This is a genomic window from Crossiella sp. CA-258035, from assembly GCF_030064675.1.
GTDB lineage: Bacteria > Actinomycetota > Actinomycetes > Mycobacteriales > Pseudonocardiaceae > Crossiella.
This window is the reverse complement of record NZ_CP116413.1, coordinates 7,280,180-7,300,973: the sequence shown is the minus strand read 5'-3', so window position 1 is coordinate 7,300,973 and position 20,794 is coordinate 7,280,180. Positions and strand designations below refer to the sequence as shown.

Here is a 20,794-nt window from a genome sequence, read left to right as displayed (position 1 = left end):
CGCGCCGCGCCGCCTCGCCCGCCGTGGCGGGCTCGGCGCCGGTAAGAACAGGCTCCTTGGTCGTCTCGCGTGCCACGGGGTTGCCCTCCAGTCCCAGGTGAACTCAGGTTCGAACGGTAGTCGCACAGCGTGTCGAGATCAAACGCGTGTTCGAACGACACGCCGGAAATGCTTCAAATCGGTCCGCCGTGGTGGTAGACATTCGCACGGACGTTCGATCGAACACCCGTTCGATCGGGGTCCGGGCCAGGGACCGCTCGCGTTGGATGGAGACGTCATGTCGGCGCTCGCACACACCGAAACCGCGGACCAGCAGCAGGCCGGGTCGGGCCACGTGCCCAGCCACGTGGCCTGGCAGCGGCGCAGTCTGCGGGTGCGCCGCGCCGGGGACGGAGCCCGTCCACAGGGTCGTCCGGACGGCGAGCAGTTCGCCGAGGACCCCGCCGGCCGGGTCATCGCCACCTGCGGACCGGCCCGCCGCCGCGCCACCTGGGTGGACCTGGTGCTGGTCGCCCTGGTCACCGCGCTGGCCGTGCTCGGCCTCGGCCTGCTCGCCGAGATCCGGATGGGCGGGGAGTCCGAGCCGCTGCCCGCCAAGACCATGCTCACCCAGCTCGGCGCCGGGGAGACCCTGACCGACCTGGCCCGCCGGGTCGCGCCCGGCCGCGCGCCCGCCGAGGTCATCGCGCGCATCCACGAGCTCAACGCCTCGCTGTCCAACGGCCCGCACGCCGGCCAGCCGCTGTGGGTGCCCGACCTGGACGCGGACCCGGCCCGCCCCTGAGCCCCCGAGGCACCCTCGGCTAGGTTGGCTGTCACCTGTTGGCGTGATCCCGCTCGCACGTCCGCGCGACACGTGGTGGCATGCGCCTGTCAACTTGCTTCCGTCACCCGCTCGGCCTAGGTTCTACCCCTACATCTAGTAGTTACACCGCTGTGGTTGTCCCACTGATTGGGTCGCGGCGGGCTGGTGCGGGGAAGGGGCGAGGACCGTGCGGTGTCCATTCTGTCGGCACTCCGACTCCCGGGTGGTGGACTCCCGCGAGGTCGACGAGGGTCAGGTCATCCGCCGTCGCCGGTCCTGCCCGCAGTGCAGCCGCCGGTTCACCACGGTCGAGGAGGCCGTGCTGGCCGTGGTGAAGCGCTCCGGTGTCACCGAACCCTTCAGCAGGGAGAAGGTGGCGCGCGGGGTCAGCCGCGCCTGCCAGGGCCGTCCGGTCGATGAGGACAAGCTGCAGCTGCTGGCGCAGCAGGTGGAGGAGGCGATCCGCGCCACCGGCGTCGCGGAGGTGCCCAGCCACGAGGTGGGGCTGGCCATCCTCGGCCCGCTGCGCGACCTGGACGAGGTTGCCTACCTGCGCTTCGCCAGTGTCTACCGGTCCTTCTCCTCGGTGGAGGACTTCGAGAAGGAGATCCTCGACCTCCGCGAGGCCAAGCAGCCGGAAGCGGCGGACGAGCAGGAAGCGGCGAAGAGCGAATGACCAGCCAGGAGAGCCCCCGCAGGCGACCCAAGGCCGGCGCGGCCAAGACCCGTGGTGGGACGGGCAAGGGCGGCGCGGCGGGGAAGGGCGCGGCGGGGAAGAACACCAAGAGTCTTGCCGGACCGAATCGGACGGGGACACCGGACGGGGCCGGGCACGCAGCAGCGAGTGAGGGAGAGCAGAAGGTCATGACGGAGACCGTCGGGACCCCGGCCGCCGGGGAACAGGCCACGGGCCTACGCATGGAGCGCGTCTACACCACCCCCGGTGTGCACCCGTACGACGAGGTCACCTGGGAGCACCGCGACGTCGTGATGACCAACTGGCGCGACGGCACGGTGAACTTCGAGCAGCGTGGCGCCGAGTTCCCCGACTTCTGGTCGGTGAACGCGGTCAACATCGTGACCAGCAAGTACTTCCGCGGCGCGGTCGGCACCGAGCAGCGCGAGAACAGCCTGCGCCAGCTCATCGACCGCGTGGTGCTGACCTACACCAAGGCCGGGGTGGACAACGGCTACTTCGCCACCCAGCAGGACGCGGAGATCTTCGAGCACGAGCTGACCTGGATGCTGCTGCACCAGGTGTTCAGCTTCAACTCCCCGGTCTGGTTCAACGTCGGCACCGCCTCCCCGCAGCAGGTCTCCGCCTGCTTCATCCTCGCCGTCGACGACACCATGGAGTCGATCCTCAACTGGTACAAGGAAGAGGGCCTGATCTTCAAGGGCGGCTCCGGCGCCGGGGTCAACCTCTCCCGCATCCGCTCCTCCCGTGAGCTGCTCTCCTCCGGCGGCAGCGCCTCCGGCCCGGTCTCGTTCATGCGCGGCGCGGACGCCTCCGCGGGCACCATCAAGTCCGGCGGGGCCACCCGGCGCGCGGCGAAGATGGTCATCCTCGACGTCGACCACCCGGACGTGGAGGAGTTCATCGAGACCAAGGCCCGCGAGGAGGAGAAGATCCGCATCCTCCGGGACGGCGGCTTCGACATGGACCTCGGTGGCAAGGACATCACCAGCGTCCAGTACCAGAACGCGAACAACTCGATCCGGGTCTCGGATGAGTTCATGCGTGCGGTGGAGAGCGGTGGCAGCTACCACCTGCGCTCCCGCACCACCGGCGAGGCCATCGACTCCAGGGACGCCAAGGAGATCTTCCACAAGCTGGCCCAGGCCGCGTGGGAGTGCGCCGACCCCGGCATCCAGTACGACGGCACCATCAACGACTGGCACACCTGCCCGGAGTCGGGCCGGATCAGCGCGTCCAACCCGTGCTCGGAGTACATGCACCTGGACAACTCCAGCTGCAACCTGGCCTCGCTGAACCTGATGAAGTTCCTCAACGACGACGGCACCTTCGCCGGTGAGCGCTTCGCCAAGGCGGTGGAGTTCGTCATCACCGCGATGGACATCTCCATCTGCTTCGCCGACTTCCCGACCGAGCCGATCGGTGAGACCACCCGCAAGTTCCGCCAGCTGGGCATCGGCTACGCCAACCTGGGCGCGCTGCTGATGGCCACCGGGCACGCCTACGACTCCGACGGCGGCCGCGCGCTGGCCGCCGCGATCACCTCGCTGATGACCGGCACCGCGTACAAGCGCTCCGCCGAGCTGGCCGGGGTGGTCGGGGCCTACGAGGGCTACGCCCGCAACGCCGACGGGCACCAGCGGGTGATGCGCAAGCACGCCGCGGCCAACGACCTGGTGCGCACCATGCACCGCAATGACAAGGCCGTGCACAAGCTGGCCACCATCGCCTGGCAGGACTGCCTCGAGGTGGGCAACCGCAACGGCTGGCGCAACGCGCAGGCCAGCGTGCTCGCGCCCACCGGCACCATCGGCCTGATGATGGACTGCGACACCACCGGCATCGAGCCGGACCTGGCGCTGGTCAAGTTCAAGAAGCTGGTCGGCGGCGGCTCCATGCAGATCGTCAACCAGACCGTGCCGCGGGCGCTGACCGCGCTGGGCTACCAGCCCGAGCAGGTCGAGGCGATCGTGGAGTACATCAGCGAGCACGGCCACGTGGTGGACGCGCCCGGCCTGCGGCTGGAGCACTACGAGGTCTTCGACTGCGCGATGGGCGAGCGCTCCATCGCCGCGATGGGCCACGTCCGGATGATGGCCGCGGTGCAGCCGTTCATCTCCGGCGCCATCTCCAAGACGGTGAACATGCCGGAGACGGCCACCGTGGAGGAGGTCGAGAAGATCTACTACGAGGGCTGGAAGCTCGGCCTCAAGGCGCTGGCGATCTACCGGGACAACTGCAAGGTCGGCCAGCCGCTGTCGGCGGGCAAGAGCGCGAGCAAGGCCGCTGACAAGCAGCCGGAGACGGTGATCGAGTACCGCCCGGTCCGCAAGCGCCTGCCGAAGAAGCGCCCCAGCCAGACCGTGTCGTTCACCGTCGGCGGCGCCGAGGGCTACCTGACCGCGGGCTCCTTCCCCGACGACGGCCTCGGCGAGATCTTCGTCAAGCTGGGCAAGCAGGGCTCGACCCTGGCCGGCGTGATGGACGCCTTCTCGATGTCGATCTCGGTGGGCCTGCAGTACGGCATCCCGCTGGAGTTCTACGTCTCGAAGTTCATGAACCAGCGCTTCGAGCCCGCCGGCATGACCGACGACCCGGACGTCCGCATCGCCACCAGCGTGCTGGACTACCTGTTCCGCCGCCTGGCCCTGGACCACCTCCCGCCGGCCAAGCGCGCCGAGCTGGGCATCTTCACCGCGGACGAGCGCTCGGCGCAGGTGGAGGCCGAGTACGGCGGCGGCGAGGTCGACCTGACCGCGCTGCAGACCACGGTCGAGGCCACTCCGAAGCCCGCGGGCGCCAAGGGCGAGGTCGCGGCCAAGCCCGCGGACGTGACGGTGGGCAGCTCGACCGAGCTGATCGAGCTGCAGCTGGGCATGGCCGCGGACGCACCGCTGTGCTTCACCTGCGGCACGAAGATGCGCCGCGCGGGTTCCTGCTACGTGTGCGAGGGCTGCGGCTCCACCTCCGGGTGCAGCTGACCCGACGATCCTGACGGGGTGCCTGCCGATGAAGCGGGCATCCCGTCAGGCTTTCCCACCAGGTCGAGCACTCGTTCCGCGCGGTCGAGCAGCTGCTGGTAGGTGATGACCTCCACCCGGCTGAGATGGCTGTTGAAGATGCGCAACGTCTCGTGGATCTTCGCGGCGGTCAGGTCCTGCTGGAAGTCGGGGCTGCCGACGACGACGGTCGCGCTCGCCCTGCGGGTGTCGATGCCGAACTCGGCCAGCAGGTCGGCGCGGCGCTCGTCCAGCAGGGTCAGGTAGTTCATCGTCTGGCCGACCGCCTCGTGCACCACGGCCGCGACGATGAGGCCGTTGCGATGGCGTCGCACGACCGGGACATCGGCCAGCTTCAGCTCTACGACGTGCAGCACGCCATCCGGCTGGAGCAGCGGGATGTCGAGCTCGATCGTGTCGACCAAACGGCGTCGCAGAGCTTCTCCGACGAACTCACCGCCGAACATCCACCACGCGTTGCTCAGCGCGGCCTGGATGTCCCGCTCCAGACCGCCAGGTTTTCGCACCGCCTCGCGTACGGCGGCCAGCTGGTCGCGCCGGACGTGCAGCTGGATCGCGGACAGCAGTTCGGCCGCATTTCCCTGCTCCAGCAGGCGAACCACCTCGGAGGGAAGATCTCCGACGGGGACGGTGGGTTCGTCCGGCTCATCATCGACCTCGGACCCCTATCCCTTGCGCAGCCGCCGATCCCGCCACGCCATGCTGGCCGCATAGTTGCATTGCGCGGCGATCAGCCCGTTGTCGTGTATGCCGTAACCGAAGCCGCGGAAGTAGTTGTCGATGTGGCTGGTGTCGAGCGGAGGCTTCCGAGGTGGATCAGACGCCACCGTCTCGACATGTTTTGCCAGCTCCGGAAACCCATGCCACGTGAACAGGTTCTTGAGGAACCACGCGGGCCTCTTGTCCCGGTAGACGTGCGAATGTTCGCGATCCACTTCCAGCCCGATCAGGCCGACAATGCGCTCTTGCAGGAACAACCGGAAGATCGCCGGTATGGGGCCCGCGAGCCAGGTGAAGGTGGTCGTTCTGATGCGAGCACAGGGAAACAAGCGGTGGAGCGCGTACGTCGGCAAAGGAAGCTGACCTTCGTGGAACAGGGCAAAGGTCTCGCCGTGGTGCGCCGTGCAGATTCCGTTGAGGAGGCCGATCCACAACTGGACCGTCTTCTGCCACGCTTCGTGAACTCTATCCGGGAGAGTTGCCCACCCCTCGTCGGCTTGCTCTGGCCTCTCGGACAGCGCCTCTTCGACCGACCGGCGTGCCCACTCCGCTTGCTCGGCTGACACTTTCGCCGCAGCCGAGCTGGGGTGTTCGCCATCCTTCACTAGACCGAGGAACTTGGGCAGCACGTGTCGACCTGCCAGTTCCCGCACGTCCTGTGGTGAGAGCCGGTCTATTTGATCAAACTTGTGTACGGCGAGGTCTTTGAACCTGGCGTACTTGCGTCGCTTGACGTGCTGCTTCGATCGTTTGTTGGTGCGCAGCCAAGCGGCGGCGACCATCATCGGAAGGCGACTGGTGAGCTCGTCGGAGAGTTCCGCGAGGAACGCCTCTCTGCGCTCACGGCATTGCCGCCACACTTTGGCCAGCGGTGCCCTGACCGCGTTCGGGTGCTCCTGCCGGAGGGCAACGAGGTCGAACGCGGTCAGGTCGATCTTGCCCTGTGCCAGCTGTTGGGTGAGGGAGTCGGTGCGGCCGTCGAACTCGACCAGCGCTTGCCCTGCGGCGAAATGGTCCGCCAACAGTCCTGGCGGGACGCAACACACGGCCCGGTGACACCAGGTCTGCGATGAACCCTTGCGTGGCTGAACTTGCACGACCTCGCGCGCTCGCTGCTTCAGATCGGGGCAGCTGCTGTCGCCGTGCCAGAGTCGGCCGGACTTGGCGCACCACAGCGTCAGCTCAGCGCCCGCCAGCGGTCCCAGCGGGATGTTCGCGTTCGTCAATGCCACTACTACCTCACAAGACAACTCGAAGCTGACGCGCATTGTTCTGCACGCACGTCCGCGCCTGGACCTCGCACACGATTCCAGGGCGGGCTTTCCGACCGCACCATTCGGGCACCCGGCCGCGGTGAACCCGCCGTCGGAGGCCATTCACCTGTGACCGACGGGCACGGGTAGTAGCCCCGGACGATCTGTCGACCACCCGCGCGCCGCTGCCAAACCCCCTGACCCACCCGCCGACAACATCGGATCCCGGTCCGATGCGCCCAGCCCCCGCCACCGCGGACACTCCACCCGTGACCGCCCGACTCCTCCTCCTGGCCACCACAGCCACGCTGATCAGCGCCCTCCTGCCGATCCCAGCCGCGGCCGCCGCCGATCCCGCCCGGATTGACACCGTCGTCCGCGACTACCTCGCCGCGACCGGCCTGCCCGGCGCCGCGGTGACGATCACCCACCGCGACCGGGTCCTGCACGCGGCCGGCTACGGCCACACCGCGACCGGCGACCCGGTCACCGAGCACACCCCGATGCCGGTGGCCTCGGTGAGCAAGTCCTTCACCGCCCTCGCGGTGGCCCAGCTGGCCGAAACGGGCCGGGTCGGCCTGGACCGCCCGGTGCGCGCCTACCTGCCCGAGTTCACCATGGCCGACCCCAGGGTCGAGTCGATCACCGTGCGCCAGTTGCTCGACCAGACCTCCGGCCTGTCCGACCGCACCTTCCCGTCCTTCACCCGCCCCCAGCCGAACACCCTGGCCGAGTCCGTGGCCTCGATGCGCTCAGCCCGCCTGGCCGCCGATCCCGGCACCCACTGGGAGTACCACAACCCGAACTTCCAGGTCGCCGCCCGGTTGGTCGAGGTGGTCAGCGGCCAGGACTTCAACAGCTACCTGCGCAGCCACATCCTCACCCCACTCGGCATGACCACCACCCGCACCCTCAACACCGCCAAGGACCTGCCCAGCCCCTCCGGCCACCTGCTGGTCCTCGGCCTGCCCGTCGCCCTGCCCGAACCCCCGGCCTTCGGCAACGGCTCCGGCGGCATGCTCAGCACCGCCCACGACCTGGCTGCCTGGTTGATCGCCCAGAACAACAACGGCCGCGGCCCCACCGGCGCCCAGATCGCCACCCCCGCCACCATCACCGCCACCCACACCCCGTCCCCTGCCTCCGGCGACTACGCCCTGGGCTGGTCGCTGGGCCGCACCGACTCCGGCGCCCCGCTCATCGCGCACAGCGGCGACCTGTTCACCGCTACCGCCTACCAGGCCCTGCTCCCCAGCACCGGCCACGGCATCGCGGTCCTCGCCAACACCGGCATGACCCACGCCGACGCCCCAGCCCTGGCCCGCCGCCTCATCACCCTGCTGGAAAACCGCCCCCTCCCCGCCCCGGCAACCCCATTGCTGCTCACCGACGCGATCCTGCTCGCCCTCACCCTCGCCACCACCCTGCTCACCATCCAAGGCCTCCGCCGAGCCCACCGCTGGACCCAAGCCCGAACAACTCCCCGCCCCACCCGCCGACGTCTCCGGACCCCCGGACGCACCAACGAACCCACCACCGCCGACGGCCAGACCTCGGCCGACAGCAATCCACCCACCGCTCATCGCGAGACACCGGCCGACAGCAATCCGCCCCTCTCTCACCCCGAGGCACCAGCCGACAGCAATCCACTTACCGCTCATCGCGAGACACCGGCCCACATCGGCCCGTCCGCCGGGTACCGCGAGGCATCGACTGACCGCAATCCGCCCGCCAGTCACCGCAAGGCATCAGCCGACGTCAGTCCACCCACCGCTCGCCGCGGGACGCCAGCCCACATCGGTCCGCCCATCGGTCACCGCGAAGCGTCAGCTGCCCGCGATTCGCTTACCGCGCACCGCGAGGCACCGGCGGACGCCAGCCCGCCGCCTGCTCACCGCCAAGCCTCGGCACGCGCCACCGGCGCACGCATCGCCCTCCGCCTGCTCCCGTACCTGCTTCCGCTGGTGCTGCTGCTGACCGTCCACCGGATCGTCGGCCTGCTCTTCCGCGGCCGTGACGTGGCCTGGCTCCAGGTCGTCTACCTGTACCCCACGTTCATGCTGTTCCTGGCCACGGCCACCCTCGGCTGCCTGCTGGTCGTGCTGGCCAGGGTCACGGCGCTAGCCCGGCCTCGTACCCCGCGATGACCAACTGGGCCCGGTCCCGTGCGCCGAGCTTGGTCAGCAGCCGCCCGATGTGGGTCTTCACCGTGCCCCGGCTGAGGAACAGCTTCTCCTGGATCTCGGTGTTGGACAGGCCCTGGGTGATCAGCTCCAGTACCTCGCGCTCGCGGTCGGTCACCCCGGTGAGCCGCCGCAGCGGCCGCCGCCGGGGCGCGCCGCTGGTGTACTCGGCGATGAGCTTGCGGGTGATGCTCGGCGCCAGCAGCGCGTCCCCGGCCGCGACCACCCGGATCCCGGCCAGCAGGTCCCGCGGCGCGGTGTCCTTGAGCAGGAACCCGCTCGCGCCCGCGTGCAACGCCCGGAACACGTAGTCGTCGAGGTTGAAGGTGGTCAGCACCAGCACCCGGGGGGCATCGGGACGGGCGGCGATCCGTGCGGTCGCCTCGATGCCGTCCATCACCGGCATCCGGACGTCCATCAGCACCAGGTCGGCGCCGCGTTCGTCGAGCAGGTCGATCGCGACCTGTCCGTTCTCCGCCGCCCCCACCACGTCCAGATCCGGTGCGGAGGCGAGCAACTGTCCCAGGGTGTCGCGCAGCATCGGCTCGTCGTCGGCCAGCAGCACCCGGATCGGCTCACTCATCGCCGTCTCCCGGACGCAGTGGCAACCGGGCCCGCACCGCGAACCCGCCCTCCGGCCGCGGCCCAGCCACCACGCTGCCCTGGTGCAGCGCGGCCCGTTCTCGCATGCCGACCAGTCCCTGCCCCGGCGGCCCCATCGGCCCCCGAGCCGGACCGTCGTCCGTGATCTCGACCAGCACAACCTCCTTCTCCACGGCCAGCCGCACCCGGCACCGCTTGGTCCGAGCGTGCCGCACCACGTTGGTCAGCGCCTCCTGCACGATCCGGTAAGCCGAAACCCGAACCGCCTCGGGCGCCACGGTCAGGTTGACCGCCGAGAACTCGACCTCCAGCCCGGCCGCCCTGCTGTCCGCGATCAGCTGGTCCAGCGTCGCCGCACCCGGCTCCGGATCATCCGGATCGCGCACCGCGCCCAGCACCGACCGCACGTCGGCCAGCGCCCGCCGACTGATCGCCTCAATCTCGGTGAGCGCGGTCCGACCGTCGTCCGCGAGGTGGTTCGCGACCGCGGCCCGCAACGCGATCAGGCTCAGGTTGTGCCCCACCACGTCATGGATGTCCCTGGCGATCCGCAACCGCTCGGCCACCACCGCCCGCCGCGCCACCAGCTCCGCGACCTGTGCGGCGTGATCCCGTCGGACCCGGACCGCTCGCGCCAGCGCCCAACTCGAGCCCAGCACCACCCAGGAGTAGAGCGACGCGCTCACCGGCGTCTGACTGAACGACTCCACTCCAGGCACGCTGACCACCGGCCCGATCGCGCTGACGAGCCCAGCACCGGTGACCACACCGAGCGCGACCGCCAGCACCACAGCCGCTCGCCGCGCCGAGCCGGTCGGCACAGTCGCCGGCTGCGGCCGTGATCGCGGCAGCGGCTCCGAGTCCGTCGGCCGTCGCAGTGCGACGTGCCCCGAGCCCGTCGCCCGCGGTCCTGCCGGGACGCCTGACAACACCGTCCGTTGCCGTGCCGAGTCAGCGGCCAGACGCCACCCGGCGTCAGCCATCGCCCCAACTCCCTGCCGAGCCGGGCAACCCAGCGCCACCGGATACAGCGCGTACGCCACCGCCAGCACCACGACTTCTCCGGCGACCCCGATCGCGATCGCCACTCCAGCAGCGCCGAGCACCAGCCCGAACACCACCGTCGGCCGCCACCACCGCACTGCCAACGGTGTGCCCACGGCCACGGCCAGCACCCAGCCTGTGACCGCACCACCGAACGGCATGGCGCTGGAGCTCGTCCGCAGCCCGGTCACGATCACCACGGCAATCGCCACCAGGCCGTCGACGACCAACAGAGCTCGCGACCCGAAGCGCGGGATCCAGGACACCGACACCTCAGGACCGTAACCGGAGTTCGGCTCGCCGACATCGGACCACGGTCCGATCCTTGACGCTGTTCTCGGCGGCAGGGTTCGAGTATGCCCGCATGGAACCGTGAGCTGTCACCGGTGCGGACACCGCCACCGCCCGGCCAGTTCGCCACTCATGGCGAACACGGGTCGGCGGTTGGCTGCCCAGATTCGATGGCCGAGACCGCAGCCGGTGACGAACCTGCCCGTCCGTCGACACCCCGGCGGAGGTTGTGCGCGCCGAGGTCGAAGCGCGTTCGCCAGGAGGCGCGCGGATCGCGGCCAACCACCTCGCCACCGCACTCCGGGGCCTGTGGACAACTCGCCCCACCAGCCCCGCCCATCGATTAGCGTCGACCCCATGAACGCGATGCGGAAGTCCGGCCCCCTCGGCTTCAGGTAGCTCCGCCAGGAGATACCTGGCGGTGTGCACCTGGGAGCCCCCATGTCCCGCACCGCTGCGCACATCACGTCCGCACGCGCCCAGACCGAGCACCGCACGGCTTGGCGCGCGGTCGTCCTCACCGACCTGCGCTACAGCGCGGCGATCCTCGCCGAGGCCCAGAACCAGGGACGTCGGCCTCGGCCCGTCGCGCATCGACGTGCCGTCGTCATCCACTCGTTTCCCCGTGCCTACAACGGAAACCGAGAAATCGCCCGGCTGGCCCGCATCTCGGAGCGACGCTCCCGCCGGGTCCTGCGCCGCGCCCTCGGCACGGTGCTGCGCGAGGTGAACGCGGGCGGACGGCTGCACGCCGACAAACTGTCCACAGTGGACGTTACAGTCGCTCCGCACCGGCACGGCGCACGCTGGCATGCCTGGTGATCGACCTCGGCCCGGGGTGGACCGCGCGCCGCTGGCCCACTGCGGGAAGCCGGCGCGACGCGCACAGTCGGCCGGATCACTCACGCGACTGTCACAGCAGAACCGGCTGGCTCGTCCACTGGGTGTACCCGACAACAGGAGGCCCAGCGATGAGTGTGGTTCTGGTGACCGGTGGCAGCGGCACCCTCGGACGCGCCGTGGTGCGCGGCTTGCTGCGCGAGGGGCACCAGGTGCGGTTGACCAGCCGCCGCCCCCGCCCTGCCACCGCCGATCCCGGCGTCGAATGGCACACCGTCGACTACGCCACGGGGGAGGGGCTGGACGCCGCCTTCGCCGGGGCGGACTCGGTCGTGCACACCGCCACCAGTGTCAGCGGGAAGCGGGACCTGGCGCTGGCCAACACCGTCGTCAGCGCCGTCGCCCGCACTGGCGCACCACACCTGGTCTACATCTCCATTGTCGGCGTGGACCGGATCCCGTTGCCCTACTACCAGGGCAAGTTCGCGGCTGAAGCCGTCTTCCGCGAGTCCGGACTGCCGTGGACGGTGCTGCGCACCACCCAGTTCCACGACCTGGTGCTGCGCGTGCTCGGCGTGCTGGCGAAGTCACCGCTGATGCCGGTGCCCGCCGGGGTTCCGGTGCAGCCGGTGGAGGTCACCGAGGTCGCCGAACGGCTGGTCGAGCTCGCCACCGGCACACCCGCCGGCGCGGCTCCTGACCTGGGTGGCCCGGAAACCCACCTGCTGACCGACCTGGCCCGGCTGTACCTACGGGCACAGGGCAGGCGTCGCTGGGTGCTGCCGGTGCGGCTCCCGGGCGAGGTGTTCACCGGCTATCGAAACGGTGCGCACCTCGCGCCGGAATACGCGCACGGGAAGGTCACCTTCGCCGAGTTCCTCGCCGAAGAGACCGGTAAAAAACGGTGAAACCGGACATGGATCGCCCGAAGGGGTTAACGCAACCGATCCAAGGCCGAGCTGAATGCGTCCGGATCAACCTTGACGCCGCCACTGAACGGGTTTTCCAACTGATAGATGGCAAAGAGTAGCAGAGTCAGCGCGGCAGTTAGGACCACCACGATAACGATATGCGGAATTATCTTCGGGCCGCCGAACAGGAACGGGAACAGTGCGGACATCACCGCGCCAAGAATGAGCGCGAACCACATCACGGTGCTGACCCCGCCGCTGGCCGCGTCCAGTCTGGACTGCCGTGCCTGGTAGGCCTCCCACAGTTGGGCGGCCGCCTCGGTCTTGCGGTTCTCCAGCCAGTGGCCCTCGGCCGGGGTGTCCGCGATGACCTTGCGCAGTTCGTCCAGCTTCTGCCAGCCCGCGTCGTCGACGTCCTCTTCCATGCGGAGCTTCGGCCACTCCTCGTTGAGCACGATCCCGATATAGGACCTGGTCAGTTCCTGGACCTGGCCGCGCACCGGTTCCGGGAACGAGGTCGCGGCCCAGTTCACCGCGACCATGCTGTTGGCCTCCTTGGTCGAGTCGTCCCCGACCGCCTTGGCCGTGTCCAGCAGGGAGATCAGCACGAACGCGGTGACCACCGCGTGCAGCCCGCCGACAATGGTGAATACCAACCCGGCCGACTCGTTGTTGCTCAGTCGTTCCTCGTCGGAGCCGAATCTGCGGAACAGGATGGCCAAGGCCGCGACCACCACGGCGATGCCGGTGACCCAGAGCAAGCCCGACAGGTAGAGGTTCAATTCAGCTCCTTTCTGGTCCGGGATTACATCACGGTCTACTGTGGGGAGTACAGTCCGGTCAGGTCGCGATGCGATGACGGCACGGCACTGTATGCAGAGCGAATCAGCGCGATCCCGAGAGGAGTACCCGATTGTCGTATTCAGTTGCTCCAATACGGTGGTCGCGCCATTTGATTGCGCTGTGCAGCACCTCGTTCCTGCTCTTCGTCAGCAGTGGCGGTCTCATCCCGAGCCCGGCGCAGGCGGCCAGCGTCTGCACTGCATACCAGGTACGGGCGACCGGACACGGTGGCCTGTCCACCCTGTTGCGGGTCACCTTGCCCACCGGCCTGCCGAACCGGGCGCCGCAGCCATTGGGGCTCGCCGTTAACTCGATTGGGTACGCCCAGGCGCAGGGCCTGGTCTACGGGATTGCCAGCCGCGACCGATCGGGCAAGTTCCGTGACGGCGGCCACGTCGTGCGCATCGACCTCAACGGAGCGATCACGGACCTCGGTCCGGTCCGGCGTACCGGCGCGGTGCCGGTGCCGTGGAGCGGCTTGATCGACAGCTACGCGGGCACGGTTGTCGGCAACCGGTTGTACGTGCGCGAGTGGGACAAGCTGTACGCGATCGACATCGACCCGCGCAGCCCCAGCTTCCTCGGCCTGGTGCACGCGGTCCGCCTGGACTGGCACTGGCTCTCCGACGACCTGGACGACTTCGCGCACAACCCGGCCGACGGCAAGCTCTACGGCATCTCCAACACCGGCCACGGCCACGGCACCCTGGTCAAGGTCGACCCCGGCAACGGCAAGGTCACCAAGGTCAAGGTGCTCAAAGGCCTGCCCGGTTCCAGCACCTACGGCGCCGTCGTGCTCGACCCGGCTGACAACGGCCTCTGGGTCCTGAACAACGACTACCGCCGCACCAGCCGCCTGTACCGCATCCAGCTGGGTGACAACACGATCACCGAGGTCAACACCGGTCCCGCGGTCACCAGCACGGACGGCGCCGGCTGCCTGAAGTCCACGCCGCCGCCCGCCACCACCACCCCACCCCCGGTCACCACCACGCCGGTCCCGCCCCCGGCCGTGATCCCCCCGCCACCGCCGCCGAGGACCACCACCCCGACCACCACCCGACCGGCCCCGGTCATCCCGCCGCCGCCACCGCCGCCGAGCCGCGCCACCCCGCCGCCGCCACCTCCGGTCAAGCCGGTCGTCGCCCGCACGCCCCCTCGTCCCACCCCGAAGGCTCAGGCGTCGTCCTCGCTGGTCCGTGACCAGCGACGGTGGACCGTGGTGACCGTGGTGATGCTCATATTCGGCTCCGGTGCCGCGGTGCGCATCGTCCGCTCGCACCGCTGACCCGGTTCTCGTCCGCACACCCGCGCCCGACGCATCCGAAATAATCCCGGCGGTCGGGCGCGGTCATGCCTTAGGCTGTGCCCGCCGCACCGCGCGGCCGCCATGGACGGAAGGGAGGCCCCAGTGCACACATTCCTGTCGGCGCCTCCGTGGATCGCCTGACCGATCCCGCGCGCCTCCTGACCCTCGCCTTCGGAGGCAGCACCTCATGAAGTTCCGTTCCTCCACCGCGGTCGACCTCGACCGCACCCCGCACATCCCCGCCCCGTTCGACTGGGTCACCGCGGCCCAGTACGACGAGCGCCGCGCCGCCACCCAATACCGTCCACAGTGGACCTGGGTAGCCGAGGACGGCGACCGGATACTGGCCCGCGCCATGTGGTGGGGCTTCGGCAACGGCAGGCACCCGCTCTCCCTGGACTACCTGCACGTGCACCACTCCGTCATCAACCCGGCAGTCCTGGTCGGCGACCTGCTCAACACCGCACACGCGGCATTCCTCGCCGACGGCGCGCCCGCACTGCCGGCCTACCACCTCAAGCTGCCGCTGAACTGGCGTGCCGACCCGGCCTGTGTGGCCGCGGTCGACTGGCGCCGGGCCGCGGCCGCCCGTGCCGGACTGACCGAGGACAACGAGCGCCTTCGCTACGAGTGGACTCCGGCCGACGGCCTGCCCGAACCACCTGCACGCCTGCACTTCCGCCCGGAACCGGACGACGAGGTCGTGCTGTCGGTGTTCCGCCGGCTGACCGAGGGCAGCCTCGACACGGAGACCCGGCGTGGAGTCGCCGCGGTCGGTGTGGCCACACACGCTCGCGACGACTTCGAGTTCTATCGCGACGAGATGCCCGGCCCCCGCGACTGGTGGCGGCTGGCGTACACCGCCGACAGCGACCTGGTCGGCCTCGCCCTGCCCTCGCGCAACGCGACCAATGCCGTGGTCGGCTACCTCGGTGTCCTGCCCGAACACCGCGGCCACGGCTACATCCACGAGTTGCTCGCGCACATCACCCGGCACCACGCCGAGCTGGGCATGCCCAGGGTGGTCGCGGACACCGACCTGGTGAACCAGCCGATGGCCGCGGCTTTCACCCGAGGCGGCTACCGCAACATCGAGATGCGCCTGGTACTCAGCGCACCCCGCTGACCCAGCGGTCCAGCACCGCGTCGATGGTGTCGCGAATTCGTTCCCTGGCAACGGTTCGCGGCACCCCGGCCATCAGCATCGCGTCGTAGCCGGTGTCCTCGTGCCGGATCGAGGCGATCACCGCCCGCCGCGTCGCACCCTCGTCGAGGGACTGACCGGCGGCCGACCGCCCGACCCGCCCGCTGCTGCGCGCCCCGGAGTGCCGTGCGATCGCCTCAGCCCGTGCGGGCGCGCAGCCGGGGAACAATCGGAGGATCTCCGCGGCGAGCCGGGCCTGGAAGTCCAGGTCCTGCTCGGCGCGGCGCACCGCGTCCCGATCCCGACGCCGGGCACGCAGTTCGGCGTCGGCGAAGCACTGCTCCTCCGCCGCCTCCAGCGCGGCCTCCTCGACGAGCAGTCCGAGCCGGTCGAACCGCTTGCGCGACCGGTTGAACCGCTGCACCACCGCGGACAGCGCGCTCGCCTTCTTCGCCCGCCGGGTCAGCGCGGCGTCGCCTGCCGGCAGGAACACCAGGTGGTCCAGGTCGGCGCACTCCAGGCAGTACGGCCGGTTGTCCTCGACGAACTGGTAGGTGTCAGTGTCGCCGCAGTCCGTGCACACCCAGCCGCCATCAGCGCGCAACACCACCAGATCGGGTGCCGCGTTCTGCCGCTGCGCGAGCCGATCCCGTTGTGCTTGCGACAGTCCCGGCGCCAGCCAGTGCGTGGCGAACACCCGTTCGGCGTCAACTGAACCGGATGAGGTGAACCGCAGCGGACGCCGGTCCCGGGTCGCGGCCAGGTAGTCCACCGCCTCAGCGGTCATACCTTGTCGCCGCGCCCAGTCACCGAGATGTCCGAGCGCGGCGTCCACCTTCTCCGCCGGCGCCGACATCGCTTCGGTGAGCGAACCGAGCCTGCCCTGCTCCCAGTCCTCGATCCGCTTGTCCGTCAGCCAGCCCAGCCGGTTGAACACGAGCACCGGGGAGACGAACTTCTTCTTCGCCAGCAACGCCACGGCCGCCTCGGTGACGCGCCGTTCGAGCTTGGACATGACTGCCTGGACCACGAGACCAGTCTGCCAGGTGGAGCGTCGTCCCCTGCGCGGTTGTCCACAGCCAGCCGGGGTGGAACCCGATCATCGTGAAGTGCGCTACGATGCGTCCAGGCCGACCGAGACTCGGGACTCCTCCGCCGGTAGTGCAAACCTCATTTTCCCGAGCATATACAGCTTTCCCGACGCCGTGTCGTCGTATTCCGGGCGCTGTCCGCGACCCCATATCCCGGTGCGCTGAGCACCAACCACGCCATGCAGGTGCACCTGTGGCCACCCGAACAGCGGAAACCCCTTTACCTGGAGGAAAACACGAGATCTAGTCCACAGTGGACGGACATTCGACACCGTGGATCCTGACGCTGACCGAACTGTCGACGCGTGTCGCTCAGCTCGCCGGACTGCATCGTCCCATCCTGGCCCGACCTGTCCAACGCCGCCGTAGAGGAGGTGAATCGTTGGCGGCGCTGGACATCCAGGCCCTGGTGCACGGCGGGGGCAGTGGCAGCGGCTACCTGCCAACGGTCAACCGCCCCTTCGGCTCGCGCCTGCCCCGCGAGCCGGATTCGTGCGGCAGACCGGAGTGCTCGACGGGCAAGCCAGCTCAGGTACTCAGCACGGTAGCGATGACGTCCACCTCCAGTAGCGCCTCCGGCCGGAACAGCCGGGACACCTGCACGGTCGTGCTTGTGGGCGGGTCGGCTGGGAACAGCTGGCGACGTACCGCGCCATAGGCAGGCAGGTCGTCCATGTCCGTCAGGTACGAGCGGATGTTGACGATGTCGGCCAGGGTCGCGCCATGCGCGGCCAGCAGAGCGGTGATGGTGGCGAAGACGTTCTCCGCCTGAACCCGCATGTCCTGGATCGGCAGGGGCTGCCCGTCCTCGGTCACCGCGATCTGACCGGACAGCACCAGCAACGCGCCGCTCCCCAGGTCGACCCGGGCGACCTGGGAGTAGTTGGCGAAGGGGCCGGGTGCACCGGCCGGGTTGTCGAACGTGGTCCGCATGGCGGTGACGCTAGGCGCGTACCAGGCATGCCACCAGCGAAGGTTGCGCAGGGGTGGCATGCGTGATCGGCATACCTCTTGGTGACTGGCCGCGACTGTGAGCGGGCGGCCGCTGCCCCGGGCGCAGTGAGGCTGCTGCGCGCCTGGAACCCAGTGCCGCATCGAGAAGTGACTATTCGGAAGGAGGTGTCGCTTGGTGTAGTTGGTTCGACAGGAAGCGCCTTGCGTGAGTTGCCGTGGTCCTGGTTCGGCCTTGAGGCAGGGGCAGTACCTCTTCTCGCGACGCCGCGACGCCGCGACGCCGCGACGCCGCGACGCCGCGATGGCGGTTAGGTCGCGATGGCGTCCGGCTCGTGGTGCGGCAGTGGGCTCGCTTGCGCGGCCGGTGTCCGGGGCGCGAGGTAGGTTCCGGCCATGCGTGCCAGCCGGTTGTTGTCCACTCTGTTGCTGCTCCAGACCCGGGGGCGGATGTCGGCGAGTGAGCTGGCCGCCGAGCTGGAGGTCTCGGTGCGGACGGTGTACCGGGACATGGAGGCGTTGTCCGCGGCCGGTGTGCCGGTGTACGGCGATGCCGGGCGGTCCGGCGGGTATCAGCTGCTGGACGGGTACCGGACTCGGCTGACCGGGTTGACCGTGGATGAGGCGGAGTCGCTGTTCCTGACCGGGATGCCTGGGCCCGCGGCGGAACTGGGACTCGGTGGAGTGCTGGCCGCGGCGGAGTTGAAGCTGCTGGCGTCCCTGCCCGCGGAGTTGCGGACGCGGGCCGAGGCACTGCGGGAGCGATTCCACCTGGATGCGCCCGGGTGGTTCCGGCCGGCCGATCGGACGCCGTGGCTCGGTGCGATCGCCGGGGCGGTCTGGGACGGTCGGCGGATCGCGGTGCGGTACCGGCGCTGGCGGGAACCGCAGGAGGTGGATCGGGAGCTGGAGCCGCTTGGCCTGGTGTTGAAGTCGGGGCTCTGGTACCTCGTGGCGCAGGCGGTGGACCGGCCTGGGCAGGTGCGCACCTACCGGGTCGCGCAGGTGCTGGAGCTGGTGGTGTTGCCGGAGCGGTTCGAGCGGCCGGAAACCTTTGACCTGGCTCGGTACTGGGCGGAGTGGGCACGGCGGTACGAGCGCGACATGCTGGTGGGCACGGCGGTGGTTCGGCTGTCGCCCAAGGCGGTGTCGCGGTTGGCGCACCTGTACGGCGACGTAGTGGCTGAGGCGGTCGTGCGTACCGCGGGACCGCCTGACGAGCGCGGCTGGGTGCGGGCGGAAATGCCGGTGGAGCAGGCCGCCGTGGCGCACGACGACCTGCTCAAGCTTGGTGCCGAAGTGGAAGTCCTTGCGCCGCAGGAACTACGGGCCCTGGTGACGGAGTCCGTGCGTGCGCTGGCGGCGACGTACCTCGGGTGATCTCAACGTGCGGCGGCTGTGTCCCAGCCATTGTGCGGCAAGGTGGTCGGGCTCCTTTCTGTGCATTGGGTGTGACCGGGTGGTTTGGGTCCGCGGAGACGGTCGCGTGGGACACGAACGCCGGACGGGAGAAGACATTGGTCCACAGTGGACAGTTCGATCGCCGGGTGTGCCGGGACTGTGACGGATGTCGCGACCGCGAGCGTTGCCAGGACCCCTTGCGACGCGAAGGTCGGAGGCGATGCCAGCACCGCGTGCCACGCCGGGACTACCAGCGACGCCGGGACTACCAGCGATGTCAGGACCACCAGCGATGTCAGGACCGCCAGCGATGCTGGGACCATCGGCGACGCCGGGACTACTAGCAATGCCAGGACCACCGGCGACGCCGGAACCATCAGCGATGCCAGGACCGCGTGTGATGCCAGGACCATCGGCGAGGCTGGCGTGGCAGGCAACCCGCGCACGACCGGCAATCCCGGAGCGGCAAGCAGTCCCGGGGTGACAGGCAATCTCGGGGTGGCAAGCAATCCCGGAGCGGCAGGCGGTTCCGGTTTTGCCGGCGACGCTGAGGCAGCCAACGGTGCCATGGCTGCGGGCGTCACCGGGGTTGCGTGACCGGTCGGGATGGCTGGGGTTGTCGCGGCTGCGAGCGAGGCCACGATCGTGAGTGGGGCTGTGGCCAGGATCGTTGTCGCGACTGCTGGTGGGGCGACGCCTGGAGGCGACGTTGCCGGCGCGAGCGTGAACGTGGCCAGGAGCCACGTCGCGGTCGTGCGGGATGGCGTTGGCGCTGCGTCCGTTGGGGTCGTGCGTGTGGCGGGACCGATGGCGGAGAGCGCTGGAACCGTGGGGACTTCTCCGGCGGGGTGACCGGGGCCCACGGGGGCCGGTCAACGGCCTGGGCGGTGACCGCCTTTTCGCTTCAGCTGCATGGGCGGATCATCCCGGATCGCCTGCGCTCTCCGCAAGGGACTTCTTCTCGGTCGAGCTCTCAGCCGAGCAGGGTGGCGCGGAGGTCTGGGTTGTCCGGGAATGCCTCGTCGACCATGGACTTGATCCAGGCTCTGCCGGAGTCCATGTCCACTGTGGACCAGTCGATGGGGCCGAGTGGGGGCTGGGGGTCGTACTCGATGCCGTTCTGGACGGCGCGGGCGACTTCTGGGCCAGTGAGTTGTTGCACGACGTGCAGGGCCGCGTCGATGCCGGCGGCTACGCCGGCGGCGGTGGTGAACTTGCCGTCGGTGACCCAGCGGTCGGCCACGGGGGTGGCGCCGAAGCGGGGGAGCACGTGGCGTGCGGCCCAGTGGGTGGTGGCTTTGCGGCCCGTCAGCAGGCCGGCGGCGCCCAGCAGCAGGGAGCCGGTGCAGACCGAGAGCATCAGTTCAGCCTGGGAGCTGGTGGTGCGGAGGTAGTTGAGCAGCGGCTCGTCAGTCATGGCGCGGAAGGTTGGGGCGCCGCCGCCGGGGACCAGGACCGCGAACGGGTTGGGGATCTCGGGGTAGGTGTGGCTGGCGGACAGGTGCAGGGGGAGGTCGGTGGGGAGGGGGTTCTTGGTGCCGGCGACGGTGACGGCGCGGTAGGGCAGGCCCAGTTGGGGGAGGGCGGCGAGCACTTGCAGGGGGCCGATGAGGTCGAGTGGGGTCAGGCCGGGGTAGAGGACGAAGGCGATGGTGCGCACGTCTGCGGTCATGGGGCCAGCCTGGCTG

Annotated in this window: 18 protein-coding genes; 10 read left to right on the top strand and 8 right to left on the bottom strand. The window is 69.6% G+C overall.

Features of this window, described 5'->3' with window-relative positions; genetic code table 11:
* Positions 1-277 precede the first annotated feature (277 nt).
* The 3 genes from N8J89_RS32780 (at position 278) to N8J89_RS32770 (ending at position 4,483) form a co-directional block, all read left to right on the top strand.
* Positions 278-784, top strand: a complete 507-nt coding sequence (locus N8J89_RS32780; RefSeq protein ID WP_283660856.1) for a hypothetical protein — start codon at positions 278-280, stop codon at positions 782-784.
* 208 nt (positions 785-992) lie between these two features.
* Positions 993-1,481, top strand: coding sequence for a transcriptional regulator NrdR (gene nrdR / locus N8J89_RS32775; protein WP_252480814.1), 489 nt, complete (start codon positions 993-995; stop codon positions 1,479-1,481).
* A 188-nt stretch (positions 1,482-1,669) separates the two neighbouring features.
* Complete coding sequence (locus tag N8J89_RS32770; RefSeq protein WP_283660855.1) at positions 1,670-4,483, top strand: vitamin B12-dependent ribonucleotide reductase; 2,814 nt, start codon at positions 1,670-1,672, stop codon at positions 4,481-4,483.
* Here the strand turns inward: N8J89_RS32770 and N8J89_RS32765 are convergent.
* Together N8J89_RS32765 and N8J89_RS32760 are read right to left on the bottom strand one after the other, a co-directional pair.
* Positions 4,441-5,124, bottom strand: a complete 684-nt coding sequence (locus N8J89_RS32765; RefSeq protein WP_283660854.1) for a Shedu anti-phage system protein SduA domain-containing protein — start codon at positions 5,122-5,124, stop codon at positions 4,441-4,443. The genes N8J89_RS32770 and N8J89_RS32765 overlap by 43 nt on opposite strands.
* A gap of 63 nt (positions 5,125-5,187) precedes the next feature.
* A complete protein-coding gene (locus N8J89_RS32760; protein WP_283660853.1) occupies positions 5,188-6,474 on the bottom strand; it encodes a hypothetical protein in 1,287 nt (428 codons plus the stop codon).
* Between the two features lie 290 nt (positions 6,475-6,764).
* Between N8J89_RS32760 and N8J89_RS32755 the strand changes: the two genes are divergently transcribed.
* Positions 6,765-8,642 carry a serine hydrolase domain-containing protein gene (locus N8J89_RS32755; protein WP_283660852.1) on the top strand — a complete coding sequence of 626 codons (1,878 nt, stop codon included), beginning with the start codon at positions 6,765-6,767 and terminating at the stop codon, positions 8,640-8,642.
* On the opposite strand, the gene N8J89_RS32750 is transcribed toward N8J89_RS32755, so the two are convergent.
* Together N8J89_RS32750 and N8J89_RS32745 are read right to left on the bottom strand one after the other, a co-directional pair.
* The gene (locus N8J89_RS32750; RefSeq protein ID WP_283660851.1) at positions 8,608-9,261 is read right to left on the bottom strand and encodes a response regulator; all 654 of its coding nucleotides are present in this window, start codon (positions 9,259-9,261) and stop codon (positions 8,608-8,610) included. The genes N8J89_RS32755 and N8J89_RS32750 overlap by 35 nt on opposite strands.
* Positions 9,254-10,597 (bottom strand): sensor histidine kinase, encoded by a 1,344-nt coding sequence (locus N8J89_RS32745; protein ID WP_283660850.1) that lies wholly within the window; start codon positions 10,595-10,597, stop codon positions 9,254-9,256. Before N8J89_RS32745 ends, N8J89_RS32750 begins: the two co-directional genes overlap by 8 nt.
* Before the next feature lie 460 nt (positions 10,598-11,057).
* On the opposite strand from N8J89_RS32745, the gene N8J89_RS32740 reads away from it, so the two are divergent.
* On the top strand, positions 11,058-11,438 hold the full coding sequence (locus tag N8J89_RS32740) for a hypothetical protein (protein ID WP_283660849.1): 381 nt from the start codon (positions 11,058-11,060) through the stop codon (positions 11,436-11,438).
* A gap of 149 nt (positions 11,439-11,587) precedes the next feature.
* Positions 11,588-12,364 (top strand): SDR family oxidoreductase, encoded by a 777-nt coding sequence (locus tag N8J89_RS32735; protein ID WP_283660848.1) that lies wholly within the window; start codon positions 11,588-11,590, stop codon positions 12,362-12,364.
* Between the two features lie 26 nt (positions 12,365-12,390).
* On the opposite strand, the gene N8J89_RS32730 is transcribed toward N8J89_RS32735, so the two are convergent.
* A complete protein-coding gene (locus N8J89_RS32730; RefSeq protein WP_283660847.1) occupies positions 12,391-13,149 on the bottom strand; it encodes a bestrophin-like domain in 759 nt (252 codons plus the stop codon).
* Positions 13,150-13,319: 170 nt separating this feature from the next.
* On the opposite strand from N8J89_RS32730, the gene N8J89_RS32725 reads away from it, so the two are divergent.
* Together N8J89_RS32725 and N8J89_RS32720 are read left to right on the top strand one after the other, a co-directional pair.
* Complete coding sequence (locus N8J89_RS32725; protein WP_283660846.1) at positions 13,320-14,498, top strand: DUF6923 family protein; 1,179 nt, start codon at positions 13,320-13,322, stop codon at positions 14,496-14,498.
* A gap of 208 nt (positions 14,499-14,706) precedes the next feature.
* On the top strand, positions 14,707-15,645 hold the full coding sequence (locus tag N8J89_RS32720; protein WP_283660845.1) for a GNAT family N-acetyltransferase: 939 nt from the start codon (positions 14,707-14,709) through the stop codon (positions 15,643-15,645).
* Here N8J89_RS32720 and N8J89_RS32715 read toward each other — a convergent pair.
* Together N8J89_RS32715 and N8J89_RS32710 are read right to left on the bottom strand one after the other, a co-directional pair.
* Entirely contained in the window at positions 15,629-16,693 is a 1,065-nt protein-coding gene (locus tag N8J89_RS32715; RefSeq protein ID WP_283660844.1) for a DUF2293 domain-containing protein, read from the bottom strand. The genes N8J89_RS32720 and N8J89_RS32715 overlap by 17 nt on opposite strands.
* A gap of 589 nt (positions 16,694-17,282) precedes the next feature.
* Entirely contained in the window at positions 17,283-17,687 is a 405-nt protein-coding gene (locus N8J89_RS32710; RefSeq protein WP_283660843.1) for a RidA family protein, read from the bottom strand.
* 414 nt (positions 17,688-18,101) lie between these two features.
* On the opposite strand from N8J89_RS32710, the gene N8J89_RS32705 reads away from it, so the two are divergent.
* Together N8J89_RS32705 and N8J89_RS32700 are read left to right on the top strand one after the other, a co-directional pair.
* Positions 18,102-19,085, top strand: coding sequence for a helix-turn-helix transcriptional regulator (locus N8J89_RS32705; RefSeq protein WP_283660842.1), 984 nt, complete (start codon positions 18,102-18,104; stop codon positions 19,083-19,085).
* Positions 19,086-19,232: 147 nt separating this feature from the next.
* Positions 19,233-19,703, top strand: a complete 471-nt coding sequence (locus N8J89_RS32700) for a hypothetical protein (RefSeq protein ID WP_283660841.1) — start codon at positions 19,233-19,235, stop codon at positions 19,701-19,703.
* Positions 19,704-20,079: 376 nt separating this feature from the next.
* Here the strand turns inward: N8J89_RS32700 and N8J89_RS32695 are convergent, their stop codons facing one another.
* On the bottom strand, positions 20,080-20,778 hold the full coding sequence (locus N8J89_RS32695; protein WP_283660840.1) for a DJ-1/PfpI family protein: 699 nt from the start codon (positions 20,776-20,778) through the stop codon (positions 20,080-20,082).
* Between the last annotated feature and the right edge of the window lie 16 nt (positions 20,779-20,794).

Excerpts from the sequence above, each read along its gene's own strand:
- N8J89_RS32780 (WP_283660856.1), top strand. The coding sequence starts at position 278 with ATGTCGGCGCTCGCACACACCGAAACCGCGGACCAGCAGCAGGCCGGG.
- N8J89_RS32770 (WP_283660855.1), top strand. The coding sequence starts at position 1,670 with ATGACGGAGACCGTCGGGACCCCGGCCGCCGGGGAACAGGCCACGGGC.
- N8J89_RS32750 (WP_283660851.1), bottom strand. The coding sequence starts at position 9,261 with ATGAGTGAGCCGATCCGGGTGCTGCTGGCCGACGACGAGCCGATGCTG.
- N8J89_RS32740 (WP_283660849.1), top strand. The coding sequence starts at position 11,058 with ATGTCCCGCACCGCTGCGCACATCACGTCCGCACGCGCCCAGACCGAG.
- N8J89_RS32735 (WP_283660848.1), top strand. The coding sequence starts at position 11,588 with ATGAGTGTGGTTCTGGTGACCGGTGGCAGCGGCACCCTCGGACGCGCC.
- N8J89_RS32720 (WP_283660845.1), top strand. The coding sequence starts at position 14,707 with ATGAAGTTCCGTTCCTCCACCGCGGTCGACCTCGACCGCACCCCGCAC.
- N8J89_RS32710 (WP_283660843.1), bottom strand. The coding sequence starts at position 17,687 with ATGCGGACCACGTTCGACAACCCGGCCGGTGCACCCGGCCCCTTCGCC.
- N8J89_RS32705 (WP_283660842.1), top strand. The coding sequence starts at position 18,102 with ATGCGTGCCAGCCGGTTGTTGTCCACTCTGTTGCTGCTCCAGACCCGG.
- N8J89_RS32695 (WP_283660840.1), bottom strand. The coding sequence starts at position 20,778 with ATGACCGCAGACGTGCGCACCATCGCCTTCGTCCTCTACCCCGGCCTG.